Origin of the sequence: Bacillus sp. I-2 (assembly GCF_001974945.1) — a bacterium.
Taxonomy (GTDB): domain Bacteria; phylum Bacillota; class Bacilli; order Bacillales; family Bacillaceae; genus Bacillus; species Bacillus safensis.
Map to the genome: position 1 here is coordinate 1 of NZ_LZRW01000008.1, position 23,653 is coordinate 23,653.

The following is a 23,653-nucleotide window of genomic DNA, read 5'->3' on the forward strand; positions in this document are numbered from 1 at the left end:
TAGGAACACTGGTCACTGGTGGAAATGTTCATGATAGTCGTATGTTAGATTCACTCGTATCAAAGGTGACAAAGAAAGTCGGAAAACCCAATGTAGTCGCAGTAGATGCTGGATATAAAACACCTTACATCGCTAAATTTTTAATGGATCAAGAGATAAGACCAGTCATGCCTTACACTCGTCCAAGAACAAAAGCTGGTTATTTGAAAAAGAATGAATACGTGTATGATGCATATTTTGATTGTTACATTTGCCCCATCGGGCAAATTCTCTCTTATCGAACAACGACTAGAGAAGGCTATAAGCAATATGCATCCGATTCAAAGGTATGTAAGTCCTGCTCATTTCTAGATAACTGTACACAAAGTCAAAATCACACAAAACAAATTCATCGGCATATTTGGCAGGATTACCTAGATGAAGCAGACAACATGAGACTCACTGAAATAAATAAAAGCATCTATGCAAAACGGAAAGAAACGATTGAACGCGTTTTTGCGGATGCAAAAGAAAAGCATGGTATGCGTTGGACAAAACTTCGTGGACTAAAAAAAGTTTCAATGCAAGCGATGCTTACTTTCGCTGCCATGAACCTTGAAAAGCTTGCAAACTGGACATGGAAAGAACCGTGTCCATTGTAAAACACATGATGTTTTTATCAAAAAATGTGAAAACCCCACTTTTACTTGAAGTAAAGGTGGGGTTTGTCTACGGTCTGAGCCGCTGTCATCAGCGGCTTATTTCATTTCTTTCAATATTCGCAAGTGAAACACATGGCGTGCAACCTCTCCGAGCTGTCCTGTCAGCTGATGATTTGCCACCCCGCCAACAGCGGCTCCGACGACCGGCATTAATTGAAACAGCTTTACAAGATCAATGTAATCTCGATACTCCTGCTGAAAGCTGTACCAATCCATTTCCTTGCGGCTCGTTTCCCAATCATCTATGATCTTCATCATTTTTTGACGATGGGCACTGCTGGAAAAGGCGAGTTGAAATATGCAGAGCAAAAAGAGTCTTTCCTCCTTTTGAGATAAATCAAAGCCATAAATACACGCCAGCTCATAAAGGCATTTCATCTTTATGCTTAACAGCAGGGGAAAGTCTGCCATTCCGAGGAATAAACCGCCTGCACCTGTTCCAACCCCTTCGATAGCAGCCGCCTTTTGGTAATACTTCACTTTATCCTTTGCCAGTTCATTTCGTTCTACAATAGATAATTGTTCATCAATCACTGAAAATGAAGTAAAGTGTGATCCTGATACGGTGGTTCAACCATTGTTTTGACTGCACTTGTGATGACTTGATGAAGCCTGGCAGGAATTCGGCGGTTCACCTGCTGCTGAACTCCTTTTGAAAACCGTTCGATCTTTGAAGGTTTTCTTAAAAAACGTGTTTGAAAAAGAATGGCTTCTTCATACAACTCCCGTTCAGCTGCATTCATCCGGTCCCCTCCTTGATGTCATCATACGCTCGCTCTCATCTCCACTTATCTCATCTTTTTTAACCTGCTTTGCACGTAAGGCTTAAAGAGGACAAGCACAAATGCTAAAGAAATGAGAAAGGCAAGTCCGCTTCCCTGCCAGCCTCCTGCTGGAAGTAGCGCACAGCTCAGCAATATCGATTGGATGATGAGCACATTACGGACGAGAACAAAAAAGCTTCGATCCTTTTCTTTTTGAGAAACTGGATAAAGTACCTGTAATGAAAGATGAGCAAAGTGCTTCGTTAACGGCACAAGCTGTACACCTGTGATAAATACTGTGAACAAGACTAGTAACGCACCCACCCAGCCTGCTGCACCTGTATACAAAATAATCAGGACAAACACAGCCGTTAATCTAAACACGAGACCAAAATAGTCATTTGAGCGTACAAACGCCCTCACATACATATAAGAAAAAGTTTTACGCTGATCGTAAGGAACAAACTTCAAAATCCAGTCCATGTATGCTCTTCTTTTCACCTGTTTCTTTAAGTGAGGCACATCTGTAAATAAGTTTGCCAAACGATAAAAGCGCTGCTTCCGTTTTAATTCATCAGAAATATGCATTTCCCATTGAAAAGGCTGTTTTTTCACTGCATTTGTTAAGTAGACAAGATAGACACCATAGATAAGATAAAAAACGATTGCAATCGCATAGGCTGCCTGTAATACGGTGTAGATCAACATCATATTTAATAGAAAACGAAGGGCTGCATCGAGCCATCTCACGTGTTTTCCTTGAAAATAAGTCATTCTCCATTGAATGGCTGTATTCAGGCCCTTTATTAAGATCATTTGCGCCAATATCAGCACATACTCCGTGATGCCTCCTGAAGACACCGCCGAATAAAGCGGAAGTGCGACAATGGATACAGCAATGAGAGGAAACAGCTGAGAAATGAAGCTAAAGTTAAACGCTTGTTTTAAGTAAGGCTCCATCTTCCCTTCCAAAGGAAGCAAAAACACGAGATCGGCTTCTTTAATCAACGTACGTACGTATGAGCTTGTAAGTACCAATGAGAAAACAACTGCCATCACCCAGTAGGATGGGAAGTGAGCCGGAATATGTTTGAGCCAGCTGCTGTACCAGCTTGCTCCGCCTGCAAGGAAAAAAATGAGCACAATGACAAGATGATCGTTGAACATGTATTTTAAGTATTTTCTTGTTTCTTGTATGTGTTCCTCTAATCTTGATTTCCAAATAGTAAGCGTTGTTTTACTCATAGCTTTCTTCCTTTGTTAATTCCAAATAAAGATCATCGAGTGTCGCATCTCTCATATCGAACTGTTCTCTCAGCTCTGCCAGTGTTCCTTTCGCTCTGATTTCCCCTTCGTGCAAAATAATGAAGGAATCACAATAGCGCTCAGCTGTCGCTAAAATATGCGTTGACATCAGGACACTAGCGCCGCTTTTCTTCGCAGCATTCATCCGTTCAAGCAGTGCATTGATTGCAAGAGGATCAAGCCCTAAAAACGGTTCATCGATGATATATAGCTCTGGTTCCACAAGGAATGCACACATAATCATGACCTTCTGCTTCATTCCTTTTGAAAAATGAGCAGGGAACCATTTCAGCCTTTTCTCCATTCGAAATTCTTTCAGCAATGATGGCAGGCGTTCATCTAATTGTTCCTTTGATAGACCGTAAGCCATCGCTGTCAGCTCTAAATGCTCTTTTAACGTTAATTCTTCATATAAAACAGGTGTTTCAGGAATAAACGTAAATTGTGAACGATACGCCTCTTGGTCGTCTTGAAGGGTTCGTCCATTTAATTCAATGACACCTTTATGCGGTTTCATGAGCCCGATAATATGGCGGATGGTTGTACTTTTCCCCGCCCCGTTTAAGCCAATGAGACCGACGATTTGATTTCTTTCTAATTCAAATGAAATATTTTTTAGAACGGGATTCTTCGTATATCCGCCCGTTACATCTTTTACAGTGAGAAGGGACATGAATTCGTTCCTTTCTTTCTTTTTTCCTTTATAGTAACAAAAACGAATGATAATTTGAAATGTTTACCTATAGACGAGTCATGAATAAAAAATAGGCGCCTTGGTCATCATAATGTATGTAGAAGAAATGAACTTGATGACCAATAAGTAAATGAGGTGTTTGTTAAAGGCAAAGAACCGCATGACAAGTTGGTTTTTCATCTAAAAACCTTAGCTTCTGTTTTGCTTCACTGATTCTTGATTTTTGTGTCCTATACAATATGTATACGACAAACCAAAACGTCAAATGAGGTGTTTACGGCAGAAATAGCAGGCATATGAATTCTTTATTTCAGTAAATAGAGAATTCAAAAGGCATTCGAATGAAAGCATCAGCATTTCTTCTGCAGGAGCAGGATGAGCGACCAAAGGAGTTCGCTTGTCCTGTTTTCTTTTTTGCTTCTTTTTATGATACGATAAAGGAAAAATAATGAGGAGTGACATGGCGTGAGCGACTGCATTTTTTGCAAGATCATTGATGGAGACATTCCATGTGCAAAAGTATATGAAGACGAGCATGTATTGGCTTTTCTTGATATCAGCCAAGTAACAAAAGGACATACCCTTGTAATCCCAAAAATACATAAAGAAAACATCTATGAGATGACACCAGAAGTGTCTAACCACTACTTCCAAGCGATTCCGAAAATTGCAAGGGCGATCAAACAGGAATTTGAACCAATCGGGTTAAACCTCCTGAACAACAACGGTGAAAAAGCCGGTCAATCGGTGTTCCATTACCATATGCACATCATTCCGCGCTACGGAAAAGGCGATGGCTTTGGTGCCGTATGGAAATCACATCAAGATCAATACACGTCAGAGGATTTAAAAGACATTTCCTCTGCCATCCACACGCGGCTTACCTCATCTTAACAGATGAGGTTTTTCTTATTTTTACCCCTTTTCATCGCTTCCATCTCTTAATAGTAAGATATTTTGAACGATTCAAATTTTTTGTCCAAATGCTTCAAATTTGTGATAGGATGGTTTTATCTTTTGATCCATTAACGCGAGAAATAGGGAGAGATTGTGATGAAGCGAACAACGAATTTTAATGCTGGTCCGGCGGCATTGCCGCTAGAAGTGCTTCAAAAAGCACAGGAAGAACTTGTTGATTTTAAACAAACTGGGATGTCTGTGATGGAGCTTTCTCATCGCAGCGGTGAATATGAAGAAGTCCACAATAAAGCAAAAGCGCTTTTGATGGAGTTGATGGACATTCCAGAAGATTATGAAGTCCTCTTTTTACAAGGCGGAGCTAGTCTTCAATTTGCGATGATTCCTATGAACTTCTTACATAAAGGCGAAACAGCTCATTTCATTCAAACAGGCGCTTGGTCAGAAAAAGCATTGTCAGAAGCAAAAGGGTTTGGTCAGACATCTGTGCTTGCTTCAAGTGAAGATGACAACTACTCGTATATTCCAGAAGTAGATGCTTCCGGTTTAACAGATGGTGCTTACTTACACATCACATCGAACAATACGATCTTCGGTACCCAGTGGAAAACGTTCCCGAACACGTCACTCCCGCTCATTGCGGATATGTCCAGTGATATTCTCAGCAAAAAAATAGACGTTTCTTCATTTGATCTCATCTATGCTGGGGCACAAAAAAACCTAGGACCTTCAGGTATCACGATTGTGATTGCGCGCAAACGTTTATTAGAGAAAGAGAAAAGCAGCACGCCGAAAATATTAAAATATTCAACACACGCAAAAGCCAATTCTCTTTATCATACACCACCGACTTTTGCGATTTATATGCTGTCACTTGTCCTTGAGCATGTCAAACAAGCTGGCGGTGTAGAAGCAGCGGAAAAACGCAATGAACAAAAAGCAGGTATTCTCTATGATACCATTGATCAAAGCGGCGGTTTTTATCAAGGACATGCGCGCGCTGACAGCCGTTCGCATATGAATGTCACCTTTACTCTTCGCGATGATGCACTTACTTCTTCCTTTGTGGAAAAAGCAAAGCAAGAGCAAATGGTTGGACTTGCCGGCCACCGTTCTGTCGGTGGATGCAGAGCATCTATTTACAATGCGGTCTCAATTGAAGACTGCCAAAAGCTTGCGGACTTTATGAAAAAGTTCCAGCAAGAAAATGAGTAAAAAGGCTTTTCTATAGGGAAATAAATTTGTTATAATAACGAGAAATATAAAGTCATGACTCTTGCAATAAATGATGAGCCATATTATTGGAGAGTCCTATAAGAGCTTAGCAGAGGAGAGCATAGAAATGAAAACAAAAGAATTAGTGATTATGTCATTGCTTGCAGCAATGGGAGCTGTCTTGCATACGATTTTCCCGCCCATCTTTTTTGGAATGAAACCTGACATGATGCTGGTCATGATGTTTTTAAGCATCATCCTTTTCCCAAAGGTACAGCATGTTGTCGTAATTGCGCTAGTGACTGGCGTGATTTCTGCATTAACAACGGGATTCCCAGGCGGACAAATTCCGAATATGATTGATAAGCCAGTGACAGCCTTTATCTTCTTAGCCCTTTTCTTATCTTGCTTGAAGATAAAGAACAAAGTGGTGCTGACCGCTGTGTTAACTGCGATTGGAACCATCGTATCCGGCGTGATTTTCTTATCTGCCGCTTTATTGATCACTGGACTGCCAGCTGCATTACCGGCACTTCTTGTGGGTGTTGTCCTGCCAGCAGCCGTGATTAATACCATTGCTATGGTATTTGTCTTCCCAATTGCTCAGTCCATTCTGAGACGTGCAAGAATGATAGAAGTTGCTTAACGAATAACCGAACCTCTTCATGATAGATGAAGAGGTTTTTTTCATGCTTTTATAAAAGAAAAAGGGTCAGCAGCAAAATGAGGAGCGAAATTCCTGCACCAGCCGCACACACAAGTGCTTTTTGCTTTAAAACATGTTTTGGCGGATAAGACCCTGCATACCCAAGCTGTCTTGCATAATGAATAGAACCACCTGTAAAAACGATGACGATACACATAAAAACGAACAGAAAGACAGACAACCTTCTCCCCTCCCTTTTCTTCAAAAGTATGCTAAAATAAAGCAAGCTATGTATGGAAGTTCAATGAAGCTGATCGTCAGCTCAGAGAGAACATGCGAATGTGTAAAATTTGACTAGAGGTGATTTGAATGGCTAGTGGACGTTCTTTATTAACAGGATTATTTGTAGGCGGTCTCCTCGGAGGTGCGGCAGTGCTCCTGACGACTCCCTCTTCTGGCAGAGATGTGCGCGGAAAAGTGAAAGACGGCTATGACAAATTCGAAGATACGCTGACAAAATTAAAAAGAGATGGACAAGCTTTAAAAGAGCAAATTGTGGAAACAGCAAAAGAAAGCGCAGAGGTGATTAAAGAAGTCGGGTCTGAATTGCAAACATCGATTCAGCAATGGCGCGAAGAAATCAAACCTCATCAGCAGGACTTACAAAAGGAAATTCAGGAAATTGAGGAAAAGCTCAAACAACTGGAGAAAACCTTACAAAACTAATATACTCACAAAAAAATATTCGTTTACAAAAGTGTGCGGGGTGCGTATCCCGCACTTTTTTTGTTGAAAAAAGGTTATTTTGACAATGTTTTTCATGACTTTTAAAAATTCTTGAATTTTCAGCTTTATTAATCTTTATTTTATTGGCATAATAGAATTACAAGAAAAAGAGAAGTAGGTGAAATGGATGAATCATTCGGAACAGCCTTTCGATGTAAAAGAAGCACTTTTATTCAGTCAAAGAATGGCCCAATTGAGCAAAGCTCTTTGGAAATCCATTGAAAAGGACTGGCAGCAGTGGATCAAACCGTATAACCTAAATATCAATGAACATCATATTTTGTGGATTGCGTATCAATTAAAAGGAGCTTCAATATCAGAAATTGCAAAGTTTGGCGTCATGCATGTATCAACGGCGTTTAACTTCTCCAAGAAACTGGAGGAACGAGGATTTTTAAAATTTTCTAAAAAGTTAAACGATAAGCGCAATACGTATATTGAGCTAACGCCAAAAGGCGAAGAGACATTCCATAAACTACTCGAAGATTATGACCCGGCCCGAACTGGTATTGTCAAAGGCGCACAGCCGCTTCATGACATTTACGGAAAGTTCCCTGAGATTTTAGAAATGATGTGTATCATCCGAAACATTTATGGTGAGGATTTCATGGAGATTTTTGAGAAATCGTTTTCAAACATTGAGAAGGACTTTTTGAATGAGCAAGGAAAAGTCACAAAAAAGACTGAGGAACTCGAAAACTCAGCTGAGGCAGCAGAAAAAGCGTCTAAAACAAATCAAATTGTTTAATGATCTTTATAAATTCATTCATTAGCGGCTGAAAGAGCCCTTGATCATGCAAAGCAAATATCGTCTCATGAACATCCAGCTTTTCAATTAACTGTCCCGCAAAGAGCGCAAGGAGATCGTCAAACATGACGTAGCCTTGTGCTTTTTGCTTATCCATTTCCTCTGAAAGCTCAGCACAAATACGCTCAATTTCCTCTGCCTCTTCTTTCGATACACGCTGCCTGATCAATAACGCATAATATGGATAACGGCTCATATCGGTTGCCGTCAATAAAAGTTCCATATAATATTCAAGCTGGCTCATTCGTTCCTCAATACTCATGTACGTTCCCTCTTTCTCTTAGTCCTTCTATTTTAGCCGAAATTACTCATTGACGAAAGAGACGAACCTCCCCCTTCAGTTCTTTTTTCTTGAAAAATCCAAAGTTTCCTCTCTTTATTCCATATGAAGGCACCATTTTATTTTTTTTCATCAAAACCATTGATTTTTATCCTCAGGAAGAGTAAATTATCTTGAGATATTCAATTCGATTTTTAGATTGGAAGGATGAAAAATGAATTGTTGGAAGACCATTAATCTTGAAAAGGATTATGGTTATACGAGAATGATGATTTCTGCCATAAGTCTTGCTATCCTTTTTTTCATTATGGCATTTTTATGTTTTCAACTGACTCATCCTGAAACGAGGCTAAGCAGCCATAACGCACCGCTTTTTGCCGTGCTCTTACTTGTGACATTGCTTGTCCACCGTGTGGTTCACTTGATCCCAGTGATGAAAAATAAGAAAAAAATGACGCTATTGATGAAACGAAATTGCTGGCAGCGCGTGCCTAAGAAAGTGATGCTTTTTTCACTTCTCAGCCCGTTTTGTGTCATCTCACCGGTTTACTTTGTGTTAGGCGTGGCGTTTCCTATGTACGCACACTATTTTATCATCATCGCTAGTATACATGCAGGCTATTGTTTGCCTGACTTTTTATTTGCATGGAAGCTGCTCAAAGCACCTAAATCCTGCATCATCGATCAAGCTCAAGACGAGTTTGATATTTTAGTTGACCAAACTTCCTCATCATGAGGTTTTTAAAGCCAACTTCTATCTTTTTCATAAAAAATTTGGTAATGTAGTATGGGAATAGCATAGAGAGGGGGGATCTCCGATAGTTTTATTTTACTTCATCGTCTTTGCCGCGTTTATTGTGTATTCAATAAACAGGCTTACTAATACATTATGCCTTGTCAGAGAGATTCCTGAAGAACGGCAAGATAAGGTGTTTCGCTTTATCAATGTATCGATACTGATCTTACTTATCTCATCATTTGTTGAAATTACCATTTCCATTTAAGATCAAAGCAAAAGCTGCCAGTTTGAGGGCAGCTTTTTGTGTATATTTGAATTAGCAAATCCAAGATGCACCGATGATGATCAATAAAATGAATAATACGACGACTAGTGCAAAACCGCCAGCAAAGACTTCTCCTCCCATGTGAAAACACCTCCTGCCAGTTCTTCCTCTGTTCTAAGCTCAGTGTATGCAGAAAAATAAAAAACGTTTAGGCACCTGTCATCGTTTGAAAAAAGAACCGCCCTCACGCACGGCAGGACGGCTCCCTTCTGTCACAGCGATTTAATTAGTAAAGATATGCTGCACCAACGATGATCAGCAAAATGAATAGCACGACCAATAAAGCAAACCCATTAGAATATCCTGCTCCCATATAATTCAGCCTCCTTTTTGTGATCACTATATGTGTATGTCGCTCGCAATTTTTTGACTAGACGAATGCCCTTCCATTTGCATTTCTTTTTACAGCGTGTCACAATATGTTATGATACAAGCAATGATAAATAAATTGGAAAGATTAGGAGTGTTTTTTGAATGAAAAAAATGGCTTTAGCAGCTGTAACAGCAGTAAGTGTTTTAACTCTTGGCGCATGCAGTAGCGGTGATAAAGATGTGATCGCCACAACGAAATCAGGAGATGTCACAAAAGGAGAACTTTATACAACTCTTAAGAAACAAGCAGGTGGAGATGCTCTAAACCTACTTGTTCAACAAAAGGTTCTTGCTGACAAATACAAAGTATCTGATAAAGAAATTGATAAGAAATTGGAAGAATATAAAAAGACACTTGGTGAAGATCGTTTAAAACAGCTTCAAGATGAATTCGGTAAAGATTACATCAAAGATCAAGTGAAATATGAGCTGCTGACTCAAAAGGCTGCCAAAGCTAACATCAAAATCACTGATAAAGAAGTAAAATCGTATTACGATGACCTTAAAGGAAAAATCCGTGCAAGCCACATTTTAGTAGCTGATAAGAAAACAGCTGACGAAGTGGAAAAGAAATTAGATAAAGGTGAAAAATGGGATTCCCTTGTTTCTGAATATTCAACTGATACTGCTTCAGCAGCACAAGGCGGCGATGTAGGCTGGTTCGCAAAAGAAGGCCAAATGGACGAGAACTTCAGCAAAGCAACTTTCAAACTAAAAGTAAATGAAATCAGCAAGCCAGTAAAATCCCAATTCGGCTACCATATCATTAAAAAGACTGAAGAACGCGGTAAATATGATGACATGAAAGCGGACTTGAAAAAAGAACTGCTTGACCAAAAACAAGCAGACACAAATGAAATCCAAAACATCTTAAACAAATTAGTAAAAGATGCTGATGTGAAAGTAAAAGATAAAGAGCTTCAAAAAACGTTCAAAGAAAAATCTGAACAGCCTGCACAAAATCAGCAGACACAACAGAACCAGTAATCACAAAAAACCCCTCTGCCGTCATCGTGCAGAGGGGTTTTGTATGACGAGATTAAGCAATTGAATGATCTTCATGTGCCGCAGTATCCTGTGATCTTTTCACCTGCTGATTCTGGCGTCTGCGCTCTCTTTCCTGTTCCATTCGCTCGATAAAAATTTCTCCTTCCTTTTCAATAAAGGATTGATCAATTTCTTGCTCCTCTTTGGCTGTTGTCATTAATTTATACGCACAGAAAATAATGCCGATAATACATGCATACACCCACCACGGAAAAAACAACATTTTTTCATCGCCTCCTTTTCTTAAGGACATTCCTCTCTTCCTTTGTGTTACATGCTTATGCGAAAAGAAGACAAGTTATGAAAAAAACGCCCGCATAAACGGACGTTTTGACATGATTATTCGTGATGGAAGGTTGGTTTATAAAACGAACGATTCTCAAGTGCAAAAATACGTTCTGTATATTCTCCTGGTTTCACATGCTCAAGCGCACGATCCATCATGTTCATTTTCGCATCTAAATTATCAATATAGTGGAGAATTTCAGCTTCTTTCACCATTGGTGGTTTCGGGCTGCCCCATTCCCCTTTTCCATGATGACTCAGGACTAAGTGCTGTAAAATGAGAATTTCCTCAGAATCAATGCTAAGCTCTTCCGCAGCTTTCGCAATTTCTGTCACCATAATGGAAATGTGGCCAATTAAATTCCCTTCCACCGTATATGTCGTGGAGACTGGACCCGAAAGCTCTTTGACTTTCCCTAAATCATGAAGAATGATGCCTGAATATAAAAGATCTCGATCTAGTGATGGATATAAGTCAACAATGGATTTTGCTAAATGCAGCATGGACACAACGTGGTAAGCGAGTCCAGAGACAAATTCGTGATGATTTTTTGTCGCTGCCGGATAATCAGCAAATTCCTGTCCATATTTCTTTAGCAGATGCCTTGTAACACGCTGAATATTAGGGTTTTTCATATCAAAGATATATTGCATAATCGTATCCATCATATCGTGTTTTGGAATAGGAGCTGTTTCGAGAAAGTCATCAATTCGAATTTGCTCGTTTTCAGCAACAGGGCGTATATTCCTAAGCTTCAGCTGATTCCTCCCGCGATAATGATGAATGTCGCCTACTACCTTCACGATGGTTTGCGGGCCGTAGGTGATTTCATCATTCTGCTTTGCATCCCATAGTTTCGCCTCAATATCTCCACTTTGATCTTGAAGAATGAGCGTTAAAAATGGTTTGCCATTACTTGCAATCCCTTTAGTAGATGATTTAATTAATAAATGCAGGTCAACTTGTTCGCCGACATCATAGGTCATGATCCCTTTAGCCATTCAATAAAAGCTCCTTCCATGTTTCTGCTCATATAAGTATAACATAAGTCATTATTTGTCAATCATTCAACTGCTAAACTCGTAATCTGTCCATCTTCTGCTGCCTGCATCATATGCTGATGACAGGTAAAATAAAACAGCTGTGTTTCATAACGCGTGAGTTCATTCATCAACTCCAGCACTCTTCCTAGACGAACATGATCAAAATGAACGAAGCTGTCATCCATCATAAACGGAAGCTGACATTCCTGCTGATGAGACAAGGCGAGTGCAAAACGAATGGCCAGATAGACTTGTTCACATGTTGCTTGCGAGAGCTCTTCTGGGCGGAATATTCGTCCGTCCATCCTTTTCACGATCAGCCGGTCATCCTCGGGTGAAAATAAAATGGCTTCATATCGATCATTCGTTAACGGCTGAATAAAGCGGGAAGCTGTTTGCAGCAGTGCTGGCAGCCTTTTTTCTTTATGTTCATTCAATTTTTCTCGAATGACGGAGCGAACAAGCTGAACCGCCGCCCATTTTTTCGCAAGGTGCTTTGCATGCTCCTGCTCAACTGAAAGCTGATGAGTCAAATCAGACACCGTACCTGAAGCTTCTATTTGCCGGATTTCCACTGCTCGTTCTGCCAGACGTTTTTCCATTTTCGCCGCATTCGATTGTATGTTATTCAGGTGCTGCTTTGCTTCCGCACACTCTTCTTCAAGCAGACGCAATCCTTTACGAACAATCGATTCTTCCTCATCAAAGCAGCCGCTTCTATGCAGCTCTTGATTCAGCTGCTGCAAATGGGAAAGCCGCTCCCGATATTCTTTCGATAGATGGGAAAGAATTTGATAATCTTTTTTGGACTCTGCCTCTACTTGACGAAAAAGCGCGTCCATTTGTTTTTCGTAATAGTCAATTTCCCCTTCTAGTGTCGTGATCTGCTGTTTCACATGTTGAATCGATACATCCAATGTCTGACGTTCTTTTTCTCTTTTCGCCTCATCTTTCAACATCTCTTGAAAGGCCGAGATGTTCTCTTGAATGGTGCCTTCCTTTCGTTGCAGAAGACTGCTTAACGCTTCCACCCTTTGCTCATAATTGGATTGCTGGCCGGCAAGCTCGTCTATTTCCCGGCTAAGCTCCTCATATCCCGCTGTATTCGTTTTTAATTGCTTCAGGATAAGGAAGGCTTCTACTAGGAAAGAAAGCTCTGAGGACAAGCCCAGCTGTCTTTTCTTTTCCTCTACTTGCTGCTGGACAGGTTCCAGCTCCTGCTCCCAGTCTTCATATTGCCGGATGATCCTTTCGTACAAAAGCTCCTTCTGCCTCACAAGCGTTTCAGCTGAAGCTGCCTGCACTTGGAAGGAATCGAATGTTCCCCTGCCGCTTCCGTGTTTCACCTGTGTCGATTTCAAAAATGGGTAAATAGCAAAGAAGACAAAAACAGAAAACCCTGCAAATAAGAAAGTAACCCACCACTCTGTTAAAAAGAAAAGGACAAGCAGAAGTGCAGCATCAAATATCACCATCACAGGAAATAACCACGCCCGGGAATGAACCCGTTTCTCTTTTGTTCTTGTTTCCCCAGCTTCCACTGAACTGTGCGATTTGGCCTGCTGTTCCTTTAATCCTTTTAAAGCGGTTTCCGCTTCTTCCAGCTCATGTCTTGCATGATCAAACCGGTCATCCAGCTGTGCCTTTCTGTCCATTAAACGAACGTATTGGCTGACAGCCTCCTTTAATTCCCACTCAAATTCAAGGGAGTCGTCAATCTGATCAAGCTTGACTGAACGCTGCCACTTTAGCTTCGCTGCGGCTTCGTCCATTTTTTGTTTCACTGAATCACGTTCTGCTTTACATTCAGCTAAGCGGTTTTTGACACGTTCAGCATGAGAAGATTCATCAACAACACGCTTCATCTCCAGTAATGTATCCTTGTCATAAAGCGGTTGAACTTGTGCCAGCGAGGTTTGCAAATGATCTAATTTTTGCTTTAGTGCAGTCATTTGAGCCTTTTTCGGGTGAAGGTGTGATTCTAATTTATCCAATTCATGCTCTGTTTCTGCTCTAAAGCGTTTGACTCGTTCTGGATAACGGGCTAATTCTTTTTTTAACTCCATCTTCTTCTCTATCATGGGATAAAGTCGAATGTGTTCGTTTAACTGCTGAATCTGTTCTTCTGTCTGCTTCATTTCCTTTTGAAGCGCTGCGATCGTCTCTATTAATTCAGAATGCTCCCGTTTTTTTTCTGTATAACGGCCTTCTGCCAATCTAGCTTGTTTCAGCTGTGCAGCCAGCTCTTTTAAACGATCAAGCTGCTGGTTTAATTCCGGCTTGCGTCCATTTGGTTTAAACAGCTGCTCCTGCCGCTTAAGCAGCCTGCTATCCATCTTGGAGGCAGCATCTGAGCCAAATAAACTTGAGAAAAGGAGAAATTCACCGATTTGATCTTCGTTTAAGGCTTGGACATTTTGCAGACCAAACACATCAAATGAATAGATTGATTGGAATAATCTGCGATCTGTTCCCTTTAAAAGAGTTCGTAGAAATGCTTCATCTTTCACTTCACCATTCGGTAAAAACACCTGTGCTTGACCGCCTCGATCGGACGATCTCTCAATGTGAATGACACCTAACTCCTCATCTAAGCAAGTGAGGGAGCCGCCATAGAAAGATCCTTGTTTCGGCTTGTATATCTTGTTTTTTGAAAAACCAAATAACATCGATTCAATAAACGCCTTCAATGTCGTTTTCCCCGATTCATTCAGGCCGTAAACTAGCTGAAAACCGTCATCAGAAAAGTGAAAGGTTCGATTTGAAAATTTCCCGAAATTCGCTATATGGAGTGAACGTATTTTCATCATACCTCTCCTTTTCTCATAATTGCTTCAGCTGTTCCGTCAGCAGCCTTTGTGCTTCTTCTTTTATATCCAATTCATCCTCTTTTGTGAGCGCTTTTCCTGACTTCCTGTAGATTGGGTGACGCTTGATCGGTGAAAGCAGCTCTTCATATGACTCAAACTGTGCAATTTCTGCTGTTAGTTCCTTCAAAAAAGAATCCTCTGGATAGATCATATCCTCATTTGTTCGGCAGTCAATTGATATCACCCAAACGAACACGTCTTCATCTTCCTCCTGCTCATGAAAAACAGTCAACAGCTCTTCTAGGATCTCAAGCTGCGTATGCTCAAAGTAAGAAGGTGCATCACCTGTCAATTCAATTCTCACAAAATGAGGAACGCCTTCCTCTTTCAGGTCATTTATTTTGCCTTCCACAAGTGTGACAAGATCCGTCATATGAGCCGTTTCTGTGATGTCTATTGCCAGTTTCTCAAAGATGATATCTGCACAGCTGATAAAATCCGCTGCCCGTGAATCTTCGGAAAGGTGAATCAAGTAACAGCCTTTTTCTCCCGTTTCTTTTATATGTCTGCCCTGCACATTACCAGGATAAAGTATATATGGGTCTTCATGCAGGAGGGCTCTTTTATGTATATGTCCGAGCGCCCAATAATCAAAATCCCGTGCTATGAGCTGCTGAAGCTGAAATGGGGCATATGCATCATGTCCTTCTTGTCCGGCTAATGTGCCGTGAAGCATTGCAATGTGATAGGCAGCGTCTGTTGTTTTGACATAATGAGATGTCATATTTTCATAGACAGCCCGCTCTTTGTAGCTAAACCCATAAATACTGGCGACAAGCTGCTCCCCTCGATAATAGGAGTGCTCACTTGGTGTACTGCTCGTAAAGACATGTACATTCTCAGGCCACTCAATCGGTGTCCATTCCCCGCCTAAATGATCATGATTCCCATAAATAATAAAGACTTCAATCCCGTGCGTTTGCAGTCTTACAAACTGATTTCTTAAAAACAGCTGTGCTTTTAAGCTGCGATTGGATTCATCAAATAAATCTCCGCTCAGCAGCACAAAGTCTACCGCCCGCGCAACGGCAAGATCAAAGATGTTCTTAGCACTTTGAAATGTACTTTCTTTGAGCCGCTTAAATATAGAACTAGGTATAGTCGACATTCCTGCAAAGGGACTGTCTAAATGTAAATCTGCGGCATGAATAAAGGTGAGCTTAGTCAAACGTCTATCTCCTTGTCCGATACTGTCATTGTCCATATTTTATCATGCCATTTTTACGAATGCACGTTCTATCACTCTCAATCTAAAAAACACATTTTTAAGGGCTAAAAAAGAGGTTTTGACTTATTCCATGTTTAATTACATTAAAAACAGAGGAAAGGAAGATGAGGAATGGAGAAGACATACTTTTTAACCGTATTTGACCGGTCGGGTGATACTTTATTAAATGAAAAAATCACAGCGGATAGTGATGAGAAAGCAAAGGAATTAGGACGTCATCGCTTAATGGAACAGCAATATACAAAACATTCTCATCGACTCGTTGATCAAGCAGGAAAGCTGCTTTTATTTGAACGTTAAAAAAGCCGGCTTTCGCCGGCCTCATGTTCATTTATGCTTTTTGAAAGACAGGACGTCTTTTTTCTAAAAAGGCTTGTATACCTTCCTTGTGATCATGACTTTTTCTCAGTCTTGCCTGTGCTGCTCTCTCTTTTTGAAGAACTGCTAAAAGCTTTGATTCTGACTGCTGGAAATAGATCATCTTTGTTTCGATAAAGGCTTGAAGCGGCATGTTCATAAATGGCTTCACACACACTTTTTGGTACGTATCGACCTCATCCTGAAACACCCCGTCTGCAAGGCGCAGCTTTAACGCTTCTTCAGCCGGCAGCTTTTGTCCGCTCCAAATCAATTGTTTAGCGGTTTGCTCACTCACTCTTTTTGTGAGGAAAAAATGCCCCCCGCCATCTGGAATTAATCCTACTCCATTAAAATTCATGGCGAGTTTTGCATCCTGATGCATAAACAAGTAGTCACAGCTTAGGGCAAAGCTAAAAGCGAGGCCTGCTGCTGACCCGTGGACAAGCGCAATCGTCACTTTTTTCATACTAGCTAGAGAAAGTGTAATTCCCTCGATCAAATCCATCACACGATGGAAATCTTCTTCACTTTCCTGCTTAAGCATCATCCCAATATCTCCGCCTGCTGAAAATCCTTTTCCCTCTCCCTTGATGACAACGACTTTTGCACTACTTTCCTCCGCTGCATCACATGCTTCTTTGAATTCAGCAAACATGTCCACATGAAAAGAATTATAAGCTTCAGGCCTATTGAAAACGATTTCAAAAACATCCCCGTCTAACTGACAATTGATATATGTCATCATCCATCCCCCTCTTCTTTTAAAAGCTCATCACTTACTTCCATTTCCATCATGTAAAACCTTTTTCTCTAAATAAAAAATTTCAAGATCAATTGATACTAAAATAAGCATAATGATTGAAACAAGAAATATATTTTTATATAGTAAAAAAAGAAAGAAAATAAATTTGAAAGGAGGAGGATGATTGATCAGATGTTCCATCATAATATTGGTTAGCTTCATCGTCATGTTTTCTCCTTTTTCAAATGTCGTTTTTGCTTCACAGGCAGAAGCGAGTACTAGCATGATTTCTCCATCCATTTATGATGAAGAAATCAATGCTGTGAAGACACCTTCATTTTCAAAAAAACATGCTTCATCCATTCTGTTGAAGGACAGATTATCCATGGTGGATGCCAAGACTTTTCTGCCAAAGCCTGCCCCATCAGCTGCATTGTCCATTGATCTATGTTTTTTGGAAATGAAGTGTGCGATCCCCGTTATGTATCAATCTAATTACCTCTACTGATTCATTTTATTTCATCCGCATTTACTATTTGAAAAACACAGCCTATCAAATTCGGAGGGATAAAATGAACATTAAAGAAAATGATCTTCCTGGGATCGGAAAGAAATTTGAAATTGAAACGAGAAATAGAGAAAAGATGACGATTGTGATTCATGATGATGGCAGACGGGAAATTTATCGTTTTGACGATGATGATCCAGATGAAGTGCTGTCTACCATTTCACTCGATGATGCTGAATCCCGGCAAATCGCTGCTATTATCGGCGGTATGGTGTATAAACCGCAGGCACTAGAAACCATTGAAATGGCCTTCAACGACTTGATCATTGAATGGTTTAAGGTGGAAAAAGGTGCAAAAGCGGTTGGACATACACTCGGTGATTTAGATGTGAGACAAAATTATGAAGTCACCGTGATTGCGATCATTAAACATACAAATGAAAAATTACTCAACCCTGGTGCCGATTCGATTATTCAAGCAAATGATACGATGGTCATTTCGGGCGAAAGAAAACACTTGAAGCGATTGGTACGTGATTTTCTTTCTAGAGGGGGAGAGTGATGAATGGATCATTTAGTCTTTGAAGTTGGGACGGCGCTAATTCTTATCGCCATCGCCAGCTTAATCGCCAATAAAATTAAATTTTCTATCATCCCTTTTCTCATTGTCCTCGGAATGATTGTTGGGCCGCATGCTCCAACTATCGGGATCATTGATTTGAAATTTATCGAAAGCACGGAGATCATTTCGTTTTTTGGCAGAATGGGCGTCCTGTTCCTTCTTTTCTATCTTGGACTTGAGTTCTCTGTCGGAAAACTCATTAAATCGGGTAAATCTATTGCAGTCGGCGGATCTATTTATATTTTGATCAACTTCAGCTTAGGACTGCTCTACGGTTTTATCACAGGATTTGGATTCCTTGAGGTTCTCATTATGGCAGGTGTGATCACCATTTCATCCAGTGCCATTGTGGCCAAAGTCCTTGTCGATTTGAAACGGACGGCAAATCCTGAAACAGAGTTAATTCTAGGGATTATTATGTTTGAGGATATTTTCCTTGCCGTATATTTATCCGTCGTATCAGGTCTTGTCCTTGGAGATGCTACTACTGTTGGCGGTGCCTTATTATCGATTTTAATCGCTTTTGGTTATATGATGCTTTTCTTTATCATTGCGCGGAAGCTGCCAAAACTATTAAATAAGTTGTTTGATATCCGTTCGAACGAAGTGTTCATCATTGTGATTTTTGCCGCTTTGTTCTTTGTCGCTGGTTTTTCAGAAACGATTCATGTAGCAGAGGCTATTGGGGCTCTCTTACTTGGTCTTGTTTTCTCAGAAACAGAGCACTCAGACCGCATCGAGCATCTCGTGGTTCCGTTTAGAGATTTCTTTGGAGCGATGTTCTTTTTCAGCTTTGGTCTCAGTATCGATCCGTTTACATTGGGTGATGCCTTCTGGCTTGCGATCGGCGCTGTGATTCTTACCTTAATTGGGAACTTCACTGCCGGAATGTTCGCTGGACGGAGAGCTGGATTTTCTCATAAAGCCTCTTCTAATATTGGATTAACCATCGTATCGAGAGGAGAGTTTTCAATCATTGTTGCCGAGCTTGGCATCGCCGGCGGACTTGCCGCTACTTTGAAGCCCTTTGCTGCTTTGTATGTCTTAATCCTTGCGATCTTAGGACCGCTCGTAACGAAAGAATCTAAGAAAATCTATCAAATCCTAAACAAAATCTTCAAATGGAAACCTGAAAAACCAAAAGTAAAAAAAGAAACGACGATCTAATGAAAAAGGGCCCTATGCTTGGGCCCTTTTCTATGTTTTATTCAAATTGCTGAAATGCAGTTTCTTGCTTGACTGGCGCTTCCTCGGCCCCGCGAATGGTTCGAATGACTTTCTGGTTGCGGTAAATCGATAGTTTCAAATTGGTTGCCGCTGTTCCATGAGAATGATCAAGATTCGTGAATGTAAATAAATGATTTGAGCGTTTGTCTTTGAACACAAGCCTGAAGTCGTCTGTCACTTTAAAATGCTCATCACTTTCCCATTCAATCAAAGGTTCATATGCACTAAACCATTCAGGAATATTCGGTGTGTATCCTGTAGCCAATACAGCATGATCTACAGTTATGCTTTTTTCTTTCTTCAGCTGCCACTGTTTGAGATGCAGCTCCAAAGGCTGATGCTCTCCTCTTTGAATCGCTTCAAGCTCTGTCATTGGCTGAATGAGCACAGATGGCTCTTCACCTGAAACAGAGCGATGATACAGCTCCTGATAAATGCGCGAAAGCGTTGATGCATCGATGCCATTTCTTAATCCTGTCAGCCTAGGCAATGTGTTCATACGTTCTTCATAAGGAAGCGAATGAAAATACTCGACATACTTTGGTGTAAAAAGCTCTTGGCCAAGTTCTGCTGTCTCCAGCTCTCTAAATTCACTAGAACGCGTAAACCATGAAAGCTGCTGCCCTTTCTTTTGATGCTGAAGCAGGTCTAAGAAAATTTCAGCTGCACTCTGCCCTGAGCCGATTACCGCCACCGACTCAGCTTCATGAAGTGCTTTCTGCTGATCTAAATAACGGCTGCTATGGGTCACATATGGGTATGCTGCTTCAGGCACATCGACTGGAATCATCGGTTTGCTTCCTGTGCCTAACACGACATGCTTTGCACGATACTCAGAAAGCGATCCATCTTTCAGCCGTCTGACTTTCACAAGGTAGCCATCTTGGCAGTCCGTCACTTCTTCTACCTTCATCCCGAACTGACAGCTGTCTAATTCTCCTGCTACCCATGATAAATACTCATTGAATTCTCTCCGCGGGATATCAAACTGTTCAAATGTATAGAACCGGTGAAGTCTATTTGATTCATGTAAATAATTTAAAAATGTATACCTGCTCCTTGGATTCGCCATTGTGACAAGGTCTGCTAAAAAGGAAACTTGCAAATCCGTTCCTTTGATCAGCATACCAGGATGCCAAGCAAACTCAGACTCTTGTTCAAAAAAACAGCATGAGACATCCTCATACTCCTCTAACAAAGCGGCCAACCCTAAATTGGCGGGCCCAATCCCAATTCCGATCACATCTATCATATGTACACCTGCTTTACCTTTTTATCACTTATATACCCTTTTACAAATGAAAAAAACACTGCGTTATCGCAGTGTTTAAACGTGAGAAACAAATAATGATTCAAGGAATTGAATTTTCTCTTCTGTATAGTGTTCATAGCGGTCATTATACGATTTTGGATCTTTTGGATTGGCATACTGCGTAATTTTTCCTGATCGTGGATCAATGAATTTACTTGCTGCACCGCATCCAATGCCAATGATTGTCTGTACTTCTTCCATGATAATGATATTATACAAACTTTCCTGCCCATCTAATGAATACCCGACATTTTCGAGATTTCCCAAAATATTTTTTTGTCTATATAAATAATACGGGTGATAATGATGTGATTTCGTCCAAGTGACCGCTTCATCCATCATACGTGTGATTTCTTCTCGGTCTGCTACTTGGTATTTCTCCTTATTGCGCGTCATTTCAGATGCTCTTTTAAAGGAGAGTGTATGCACAGTCAAAGATTCAGGCTTGAGCTCTTCAGTCTGCTGCAAGGAGTGCTGAAATTCTTTGAGCCCTTCTCCCGGCAATCCAATGATTAAGTCCATATTGATATTATTCATGCCGTACTGTCTTGATAAGTGATACTTTTCAATCGTTTCTTCCACACTATGATGCCGGCCAATAGCCTTTAGTGTTTCATTCTCATACGATTGCGGGTTAATGCTAATCCGGTCAATATTGTAGCGATTTAGCACCTCTAGCTTATCAGGCGAAATCGTATCAGGACGCCCTGCTTCGACAGTCACTTCCCGTATATGCTTCACATCTGGGAACGAGCGATACATTTCTTCATACAGCAAGTCCATTTCTTCCGCTGTGATGCTCGTTGGCGTGCCTCCGCCAAAGTAAACAGTCGTCACTTTGATCCCATGTTCTTTTAGCCATGCGCCCATTTTTTGCATTTCATAATGCAGACCAAACAAAAACGTTCCCACTCTGCCAGCTTGTCCTTTAATGGCGTAAGCAGGGAACGTGCAATAAGCACATTTTGTGGGGCAGAAAGGAATGCCAATATAAATACTCACTTCCTGCTGAAGGTCATACAGATCTGGAATGGCTTTAAGCTGACGGTCGACAATCTCCTGCATCAAATTGATTTTGTCATCATGAATCAAGTAATCACGCTTTAACGCCGCATGTGCATCTTCCTTTGACATGCCTTCTCTCAGCATCTTATGAAGTAATTTCGTCGGACGTATTCCCGTGAGAATCCCCCACTTTTGTGTCATTCCTGTGTGCTCCTGAAGCAAGTGTAAATAAACAGACAGCACTGTGTTTTTGATTTGTTTCCAGCGCTCCTTATCGTTCAAGCTCTCTGGGACATCCCGCGAAAAACGACTGGTGATGTCTGATCCATCGATATGGCCAGATGCTTCCACCATGCCATTTTCTTCTTTCCAGCTAAATTCCATGATCAAACCATCATCCAATTCACTTGGTTCAAACATCACTTCACTATCTTCTTCAAATAAATTAGCTATATTGACAAGCGGGCGATGAAATCGTTCATCTGACAGCCCTTTAATTAAAATTCGCATCATATCACCTTTATCTTCAAACTTGTTTCATTTTACAAAATTCATGTAGGAAAAGCAATGACGGGAACAGACGAAGGCCCTGTCATTTCTTGATGGACAGGGCCTTCACTTTATTATCTCTTAATATCGAATTGATGTAAAAATCCTTCTCTTTGCTGCATTCTAAAGTATTCCTTGATCATATAAGCCACACCCTGCTCATCATGCGAGCGCGTCACCCAATCGGCTTTACGCTTGACATCATTGGGGGCATTTCCCATAGCAACGCCTAAACCAGCCAATTCAAGCATTGGAATGTCATCTGTTCCATGTCCAATGACGACCGTATCTTCTAAAGTAAAACCGAGTGCAGAGGTTAAAAGAGAAAGTCCCGCTTCCTTCGAAACCCCTTTGCATACAATATTCATTTTCTCATCACTGATCCTAATAAGATCAACAGATGGGAATGCTTGTTGAATGGTCCTGTGAATCTCAGGCTGAAGCTCCGCGGTCGAATATACTTCAATCACTGGAGTACTGACTGGTTCATCCATCAGCATATCACTTAACGATTCAACAAATTGGACAGGATAGAAAATTGGATCAGACGGATGAATGAGCGTCTTTCCCATCAGCTGAGACTGCGTTTTTTTCCGGTTGCCGATCGAGAATTTTTCATGCAGCAAGCGGACATTACAATCGAAGCTTTCAAGGATTTGCACAAGATTAAATGTCTTTTCTTCCGTTAATTTTTTCACATGAAGCGGCTCATCGAGTTTATCGGCGATAAATGCACCACTATGCGTCACAAGGGTTGATGTTGGAATCTTCAACGCCTTGGCAATTTTTTGAGCGGAACGAAAATGCCGGTTGGTGACAATCGTCACGTAAACCCCTTTTTTCTTTACATATTCCACAGCTTCTTTTGTAGCAGAATGGATTTTACCATTGGAACGAAGTAACGTCCCATCTATATTGAGTGCAAGTAGTTTTTTTGACACTGAGGCATCCCCCTTCTTGATGACTGTACTTACGATGAGGATATGCCCTAGCTTGGTGCTTTAGAACATGCAGTTGAAAGAGCCCCAGGTTATGAATAGATGGATAAATAAAAAAAGCCTACCCCTAGGCTTTTTTTTATGTATGGTTTGGATGCGTTACAATGGAGTGATGAAGCTCCCCATGATCCCCTTATCATTTACACACCAAAGCATTGCTTATATCAGATCCCCTTATGATGCTTTGCGTTTCTCCCAGAAGCGCTTCTCTCTCGTTTGGCTCACCGCCATAAATCCCAAGTGAAACGCACCCAATTGTCCCTTGAGAGCGCCTTTTTGAAAGCACTTTCAATATAAGTATTA

The 23,653-nt window shown here is 40.8% G+C and carries 27 protein-coding genes and 1 pseudogene; 13 read left to right on the forward strand and 15 right to left on the reverse strand.

Annotated elements, in window-relative coordinates:
• The coding region (locus BAE31_RS03110; RefSeq protein WP_139336366.1) for a transposase at positions 1 to 641 on the forward strand (641 nt) is incomplete at its 5' end.
• A 96-nt stretch (positions 642 to 737) separates the two neighbouring features.
• Here the strand turns inward: BAE31_RS03110 and BAE31_RS03115 are convergent.
• The 3 genes and pseudogenes from BAE31_RS03115 to BAE31_RS03125 all read right to left on the reverse strand — a co-directional run bounded on the left by BAE31_RS03115 (position 738) and on the right by BAE31_RS03125 (position 3,443).
• Positions 738 to 1,444: pseudogene (locus tag BAE31_RS03115) on the reverse strand (EcsC family protein).
• A gap of 45 nt (positions 1,445 to 1,489) precedes the next feature.
• A complete protein-coding gene (locus tag BAE31_RS03120; RefSeq protein ID WP_041109972.1) occupies positions 1,490 to 2,710 on the reverse strand; it encodes an ABC transporter permease in 1,221 nt (406 codons plus the stop codon).
• Positions 2,703 to 3,443 carry an ABC transporter ATP-binding protein gene (locus BAE31_RS03125; RefSeq protein WP_024426563.1) on the reverse strand — a complete coding sequence of 247 codons (741 nt, stop codon included), beginning with the start codon at positions 3,441 to 3,443 and terminating at the stop codon, positions 2,703 to 2,705. Before BAE31_RS03125 ends, BAE31_RS03120 begins: the two co-directional genes overlap by 8 nt.
• Before the next feature lie 486 nt (positions 3,444 to 3,929).
• On the opposite strand from BAE31_RS03125, the gene BAE31_RS03130 reads away from it, so the two are divergent.
• The 3 genes from BAE31_RS03130 (at position 3,930) to BAE31_RS03140 (ending at position 6,243) form a co-directional block, all read left to right on the forward strand.
• Positions 3,930 to 4,358, forward strand: coding sequence for an HIT family protein (locus BAE31_RS03130; protein ID WP_024425457.1), 429 nt, complete (start codon positions 3,930 to 3,932; stop codon positions 4,356 to 4,358).
• 159 nt (positions 4,359 to 4,517) lie between these two features.
• Entirely contained in the window at positions 4,518 to 5,597 is a 1,080-nt protein-coding gene (serC, locus tag BAE31_RS03135; RefSeq protein WP_076839436.1) for a 3-phosphoserine/phosphohydroxythreonine transaminase, read from the forward strand.
• Positions 5,598 to 5,724: 127 nt separating this feature from the next.
• Positions 5,725 to 6,243, forward strand: coding sequence for a tryptophan transporter (locus BAE31_RS03140; protein ID WP_024425455.1), 519 nt, complete (start codon positions 5,725 to 5,727; stop codon positions 6,241 to 6,243).
• A gap of 49 nt (positions 6,244 to 6,292) precedes the next feature.
• Here the strand turns inward: BAE31_RS03140 and yhzF are convergent, their stop codons facing one another.
• Entirely contained in the window at positions 6,293 to 6,484 is a 192-nt protein-coding gene (gene yhzF / locus BAE31_RS03145) for a membrane protein YhzF (protein WP_024425454.1), read from the reverse strand.
• A gap of 128 nt (positions 6,485 to 6,612) precedes the next feature.
• On the opposite strand from yhzF, the gene BAE31_RS03150 reads away from it, so the two are divergent.
• Entirely contained in the window at positions 6,613 to 6,969 is a 357-nt protein-coding gene (locus BAE31_RS03150; RefSeq protein ID WP_024425453.1) for a YtxH domain-containing protein, read from the forward strand.
• A 187-nt stretch (positions 6,970 to 7,156) separates the two neighbouring features.
• Positions 7,157 to 7,777 carry an HTH-type transcriptional regulator Hpr gene (locus BAE31_RS03155; RefSeq protein ID WP_024425452.1) on the forward strand — a complete coding sequence of 207 codons (621 nt, stop codon included), beginning with the start codon at positions 7,157 to 7,159 and terminating at the stop codon, positions 7,775 to 7,777.
• On the opposite strand, the gene BAE31_RS03160 is transcribed toward BAE31_RS03155, so the two are convergent.
• Complete coding sequence (locus BAE31_RS03160) at positions 7,755 to 8,099, reverse strand: YhaI family protein (RefSeq protein WP_041109967.1); 345 nt, start codon at positions 8,097 to 8,099, stop codon at positions 7,755 to 7,757. The genes BAE31_RS03155 and BAE31_RS03160 overlap by 23 nt on opposite strands.
• Positions 8,100 to 8,331: 232 nt before the next feature.
• Here BAE31_RS03160 and BAE31_RS03165 point away from each other — a divergent pair, with 232 nt between their 5' ends.
• Entirely contained in the window at positions 8,332 to 8,853 is a 522-nt protein-coding gene (locus tag BAE31_RS03165; protein ID WP_024425450.1) for a DUF3267 domain-containing protein, read from the forward strand.
• Positions 8,854 to 8,935: 82 nt separating this feature from the next.
• Positions 8,936 to 9,121: a hypothetical protein gene (locus BAE31_RS19885; protein ID WP_072368131.1), complete on the forward strand. Its 186-nt coding sequence runs from the start codon at positions 8,936 to 8,938 to the stop codon at positions 9,119 to 9,121.
• A 51-nt stretch (positions 9,122 to 9,172) separates the two neighbouring features.
• Here the strand turns inward: BAE31_RS19885 and BAE31_RS03175 are convergent, their stop codons facing one another.
• Positions 9,173 to 9,262: a YjcZ family sporulation protein gene (locus BAE31_RS03175; protein ID WP_017360317.1), complete on the reverse strand. Its 90-nt coding sequence runs from the start codon at positions 9,260 to 9,262 to the stop codon at positions 9,173 to 9,175.
• Positions 9,263 to 9,407: 145 nt separating this feature from the next.
• The gene (locus tag BAE31_RS03180; RefSeq protein ID WP_008361129.1) at positions 9,408 to 9,494 is read right to left on the reverse strand and encodes a YjcZ family sporulation protein; all 87 of its coding nucleotides are present in this window, start codon (positions 9,492 to 9,494) and stop codon (positions 9,408 to 9,410) included.
• Between the two features lie 161 nt (positions 9,495 to 9,655).
• Here BAE31_RS03180 and BAE31_RS03185 point away from each other — a divergent pair, with 161 nt between their 5' ends.
• Positions 9,656 to 10,540, forward strand: a complete 885-nt coding sequence (locus tag BAE31_RS03185) for a peptidylprolyl isomerase (RefSeq protein WP_076839438.1) — start codon at positions 9,656 to 9,658, stop codon at positions 10,538 to 10,540.
• Positions 10,541 to 10,592: 52 nt separating this feature from the next.
• Here BAE31_RS03185 and BAE31_RS03190 read toward each other — a convergent pair whose 3' ends face one another.
• The 4 genes from BAE31_RS03190 to BAE31_RS03205 all read right to left on the reverse strand — a co-directional run bounded on the left by BAE31_RS03190 (position 10,593) and on the right by BAE31_RS03205 (position 15,967).
• Positions 10,593 to 10,823 (reverse strand): sporulation YhaL family protein, encoded by a 231-nt coding sequence (locus BAE31_RS03190; RefSeq protein WP_024425448.1) that lies wholly within the window; start codon positions 10,821 to 10,823, stop codon positions 10,593 to 10,595.
• 116 nt (positions 10,824 to 10,939) lie between these two features.
• Positions 10,940 to 11,887, reverse strand: coding sequence for a 3'-5' exoribonuclease YhaM (gene yhaM / locus BAE31_RS03195; RefSeq protein ID WP_024425447.1), 948 nt, complete (start codon positions 11,885 to 11,887; stop codon positions 10,940 to 10,942).
• Between the two features lie 62 nt (positions 11,888 to 11,949).
• Positions 11,950 to 14,736, reverse strand: a complete 2,787-nt coding sequence (locus BAE31_RS03200) for an ATP-binding protein (RefSeq protein WP_076839440.1) — start codon at positions 14,734 to 14,736, stop codon at positions 11,950 to 11,952.
• 16 nt (positions 14,737 to 14,752) lie between these two features.
• Positions 14,753 to 15,967 carry a metallophosphoesterase family protein gene (locus BAE31_RS03205; protein ID WP_076839442.1) on the reverse strand — a complete coding sequence of 405 codons (1,215 nt, stop codon included), beginning with the start codon at positions 15,965 to 15,967 and terminating at the stop codon, positions 14,753 to 14,755.
• A 171-nt stretch (positions 15,968 to 16,138) separates the two neighbouring features.
• On the opposite strand from BAE31_RS03205, the gene BAE31_RS03210 reads away from it, so the two are divergent.
• The gene (locus tag BAE31_RS03210) at positions 16,139 to 16,327 is read left to right on the forward strand and encodes a YhzD family protein (RefSeq protein WP_041109960.1); all 189 of its coding nucleotides are present in this window, start codon (positions 16,139 to 16,141) and stop codon (positions 16,325 to 16,327) included.
• Between the two features lie 31 nt (positions 16,328 to 16,358).
• Here the strand turns inward: BAE31_RS03210 and BAE31_RS03215 are convergent, their stop codons facing one another.
• Positions 16,359 to 17,132 carry an enoyl-CoA hydratase gene (locus tag BAE31_RS03215; protein WP_083703964.1) on the reverse strand — a complete coding sequence of 258 codons (774 nt, stop codon included), beginning with the start codon at positions 17,130 to 17,132 and terminating at the stop codon, positions 16,359 to 16,361.
• A 181-nt stretch (positions 17,133 to 17,313) separates the two neighbouring features.
• Between BAE31_RS03215 and BAE31_RS03225 the strand changes: the two genes are divergently transcribed.
• The 3 genes from BAE31_RS03225 (at position 17,314) to BAE31_RS03235 (ending at position 19,426) form a co-directional block, all read left to right on the forward strand.
• The gene (locus BAE31_RS03225; protein ID WP_229137060.1) at positions 17,314 to 17,637 is read left to right on the forward strand and encodes a potassium:proton antiporter; all 324 of its coding nucleotides are present in this window, start codon (positions 17,314 to 17,316) and stop codon (positions 17,635 to 17,637) included.
• Positions 17,638 to 17,701: 64 nt separating this feature from the next.
• Entirely contained in the window at positions 17,702 to 18,199 is a 498-nt protein-coding gene (locus BAE31_RS03230) for a cation:proton antiporter regulatory subunit (RefSeq protein WP_024425442.1), read from the forward strand.
• 3 nt (positions 18,200 to 18,202) lie between these two features.
• Positions 18,203 to 19,426, forward strand: a complete 1,224-nt coding sequence (locus BAE31_RS03235; protein WP_034282218.1) for a cation:proton antiporter — start codon at positions 18,203 to 18,205, stop codon at positions 19,424 to 19,426.
• A 37-nt stretch (positions 19,427 to 19,463) separates the two neighbouring features.
• Here the strand turns inward: BAE31_RS03235 and BAE31_RS03240 are convergent, their stop codons facing one another.
• The 3 genes from BAE31_RS03240 to BAE31_RS03250 form a co-directional block, all read right to left on the reverse strand.
• A complete protein-coding gene (locus BAE31_RS03240) occupies positions 19,464 to 20,738 on the reverse strand; it encodes a lysine N(6)-hydroxylase/L-ornithine N(5)-oxygenase family protein (RefSeq protein ID WP_076839447.1) in 1,275 nt (424 codons plus the stop codon).
• A gap of 75 nt (positions 20,739 to 20,813) precedes the next feature.
• Complete coding sequence (locus BAE31_RS03245) at positions 20,814 to 22,313, reverse strand: coproporphyrinogen III oxidase (RefSeq protein ID WP_076839448.1); 1,500 nt, start codon at positions 22,311 to 22,313, stop codon at positions 20,814 to 20,816.
• A 113-nt stretch (positions 22,314 to 22,426) separates the two neighbouring features.
• On the reverse strand, positions 22,427 to 23,293 hold the full coding sequence (locus BAE31_RS03250) for a Cof-type HAD-IIB family hydrolase (protein WP_039177545.1): 867 nt from the start codon (positions 23,291 to 23,293) through the stop codon (positions 22,427 to 22,429).
• Positions 23,294 to 23,653: the final 360 nt, after the last annotated feature.

What these genes read in the sequence shown, in the direction of transcription:
- BAE31_RS03120 (WP_041109972.1), bottom strand. Translation starts at nt 2,710, where the DNA reads ATGAGTAAAACAACGCTTACTATTTGGAAATCAAGATTAGAGGAACAC.
- BAE31_RS03125 (WP_024426563.1), bottom strand. Translation starts at nt 3,443, where the DNA reads ATGTCCCTTCTCACTGTAAAAGATGTAACGGGCGGATATACGAAGAAT.
- serC (WP_076839436.1), top strand. Translation starts at nt 4,518, where the DNA reads ATGAAGCGAACAACGAATTTTAATGCTGGTCCGGCGGCATTGCCGCTA.
- BAE31_RS03140 (WP_024425455.1), top strand. Translation starts at nt 5,725, where the DNA reads ATGAAAACAAAAGAATTAGTGATTATGTCATTGCTTGCAGCAATGGGA.
- BAE31_RS03150 (WP_024425453.1), top strand. Translation starts at nt 6,613, where the DNA reads ATGGCTAGTGGACGTTCTTTATTAACAGGATTATTTGTAGGCGGTCTC.
- BAE31_RS03155 (WP_024425452.1), top strand. Translation starts at nt 7,157, where the DNA reads ATGAATCATTCGGAACAGCCTTTCGATGTAAAAGAAGCACTTTTATTC.
- BAE31_RS03160 (WP_041109967.1), bottom strand. Translation starts at nt 8,099, where the DNA reads ATGAGTATTGAGGAACGAATGAGCCAGCTTGAATATTATATGGAACTT.
- BAE31_RS03165 (WP_024425450.1), top strand. Translation starts at nt 8,332, where the DNA reads ATGAATTGTTGGAAGACCATTAATCTTGAAAAGGATTATGGTTATACG.
- BAE31_RS03175 (WP_017360317.1), bottom strand. Translation starts at nt 9,262, where the DNA reads ATGGGAGGAGAAGTCTTTGCTGGCGGTTTTGCACTAGTCGTCGTATTA.
- BAE31_RS03180 (WP_008361129.1), bottom strand. Translation starts at nt 9,494, where the DNA reads ATGGGAGCAGGATATTCTAATGGGTTTGCTTTATTGGTCGTGCTATTC.
- BAE31_RS03185 (WP_076839438.1), top strand. Translation starts at nt 9,656, where the DNA reads ATGAAAAAAATGGCTTTAGCAGCTGTAACAGCAGTAAGTGTTTTAACT.
- BAE31_RS03190 (WP_024425448.1), bottom strand. Translation starts at nt 10,823, where the DNA reads ATGTTGTTTTTTCCGTGGTGGGTGTATGCATGTATTATCGGCATTATT.
- yhaM (WP_024425447.1), bottom strand. Translation starts at nt 11,887, where the DNA reads ATGGCTAAAGGGATCATGACCTATGATGTCGGCGAACAAGTTGACCTG.
- BAE31_RS03200 (WP_076839440.1), bottom strand. Translation starts at nt 14,736, where the DNA reads ATGAAAATACGTTCACTCCATATAGCGAATTTCGGGAAATTTTCAAAT.
- BAE31_RS03210 (WP_041109960.1), top strand. Translation starts at nt 16,139, where the DNA reads ATGGAGAAGACATACTTTTTAACCGTATTTGACCGGTCGGGTGATACT.
- BAE31_RS03215 (WP_083703964.1), bottom strand. Translation starts at nt 17,132, where the DNA reads ATGATGACATATATCAATTGTCAGTTAGACGGGGATGTTTTTGAAATC.
- BAE31_RS03230 (WP_024425442.1), top strand. Translation starts at nt 17,702, where the DNA reads ATGAACATTAAAGAAAATGATCTTCCTGGGATCGGAAAGAAATTTGAA.
- BAE31_RS03235 (WP_034282218.1), top strand. Translation starts at nt 18,203, where the DNA reads ATGGATCATTTAGTCTTTGAAGTTGGGACGGCGCTAATTCTTATCGCC.
- BAE31_RS03240 (WP_076839447.1), bottom strand. Translation starts at nt 20,738, where the DNA reads ATGATAGATGTGATCGGAATTGGGATTGGGCCCGCCAATTTAGGGTTG.
- BAE31_RS03245 (WP_076839448.1), bottom strand. Translation starts at nt 22,313, where the DNA reads ATGCGAATTTTAATTAAAGGGCTGTCAGATGAACGATTTCATCGCCCG.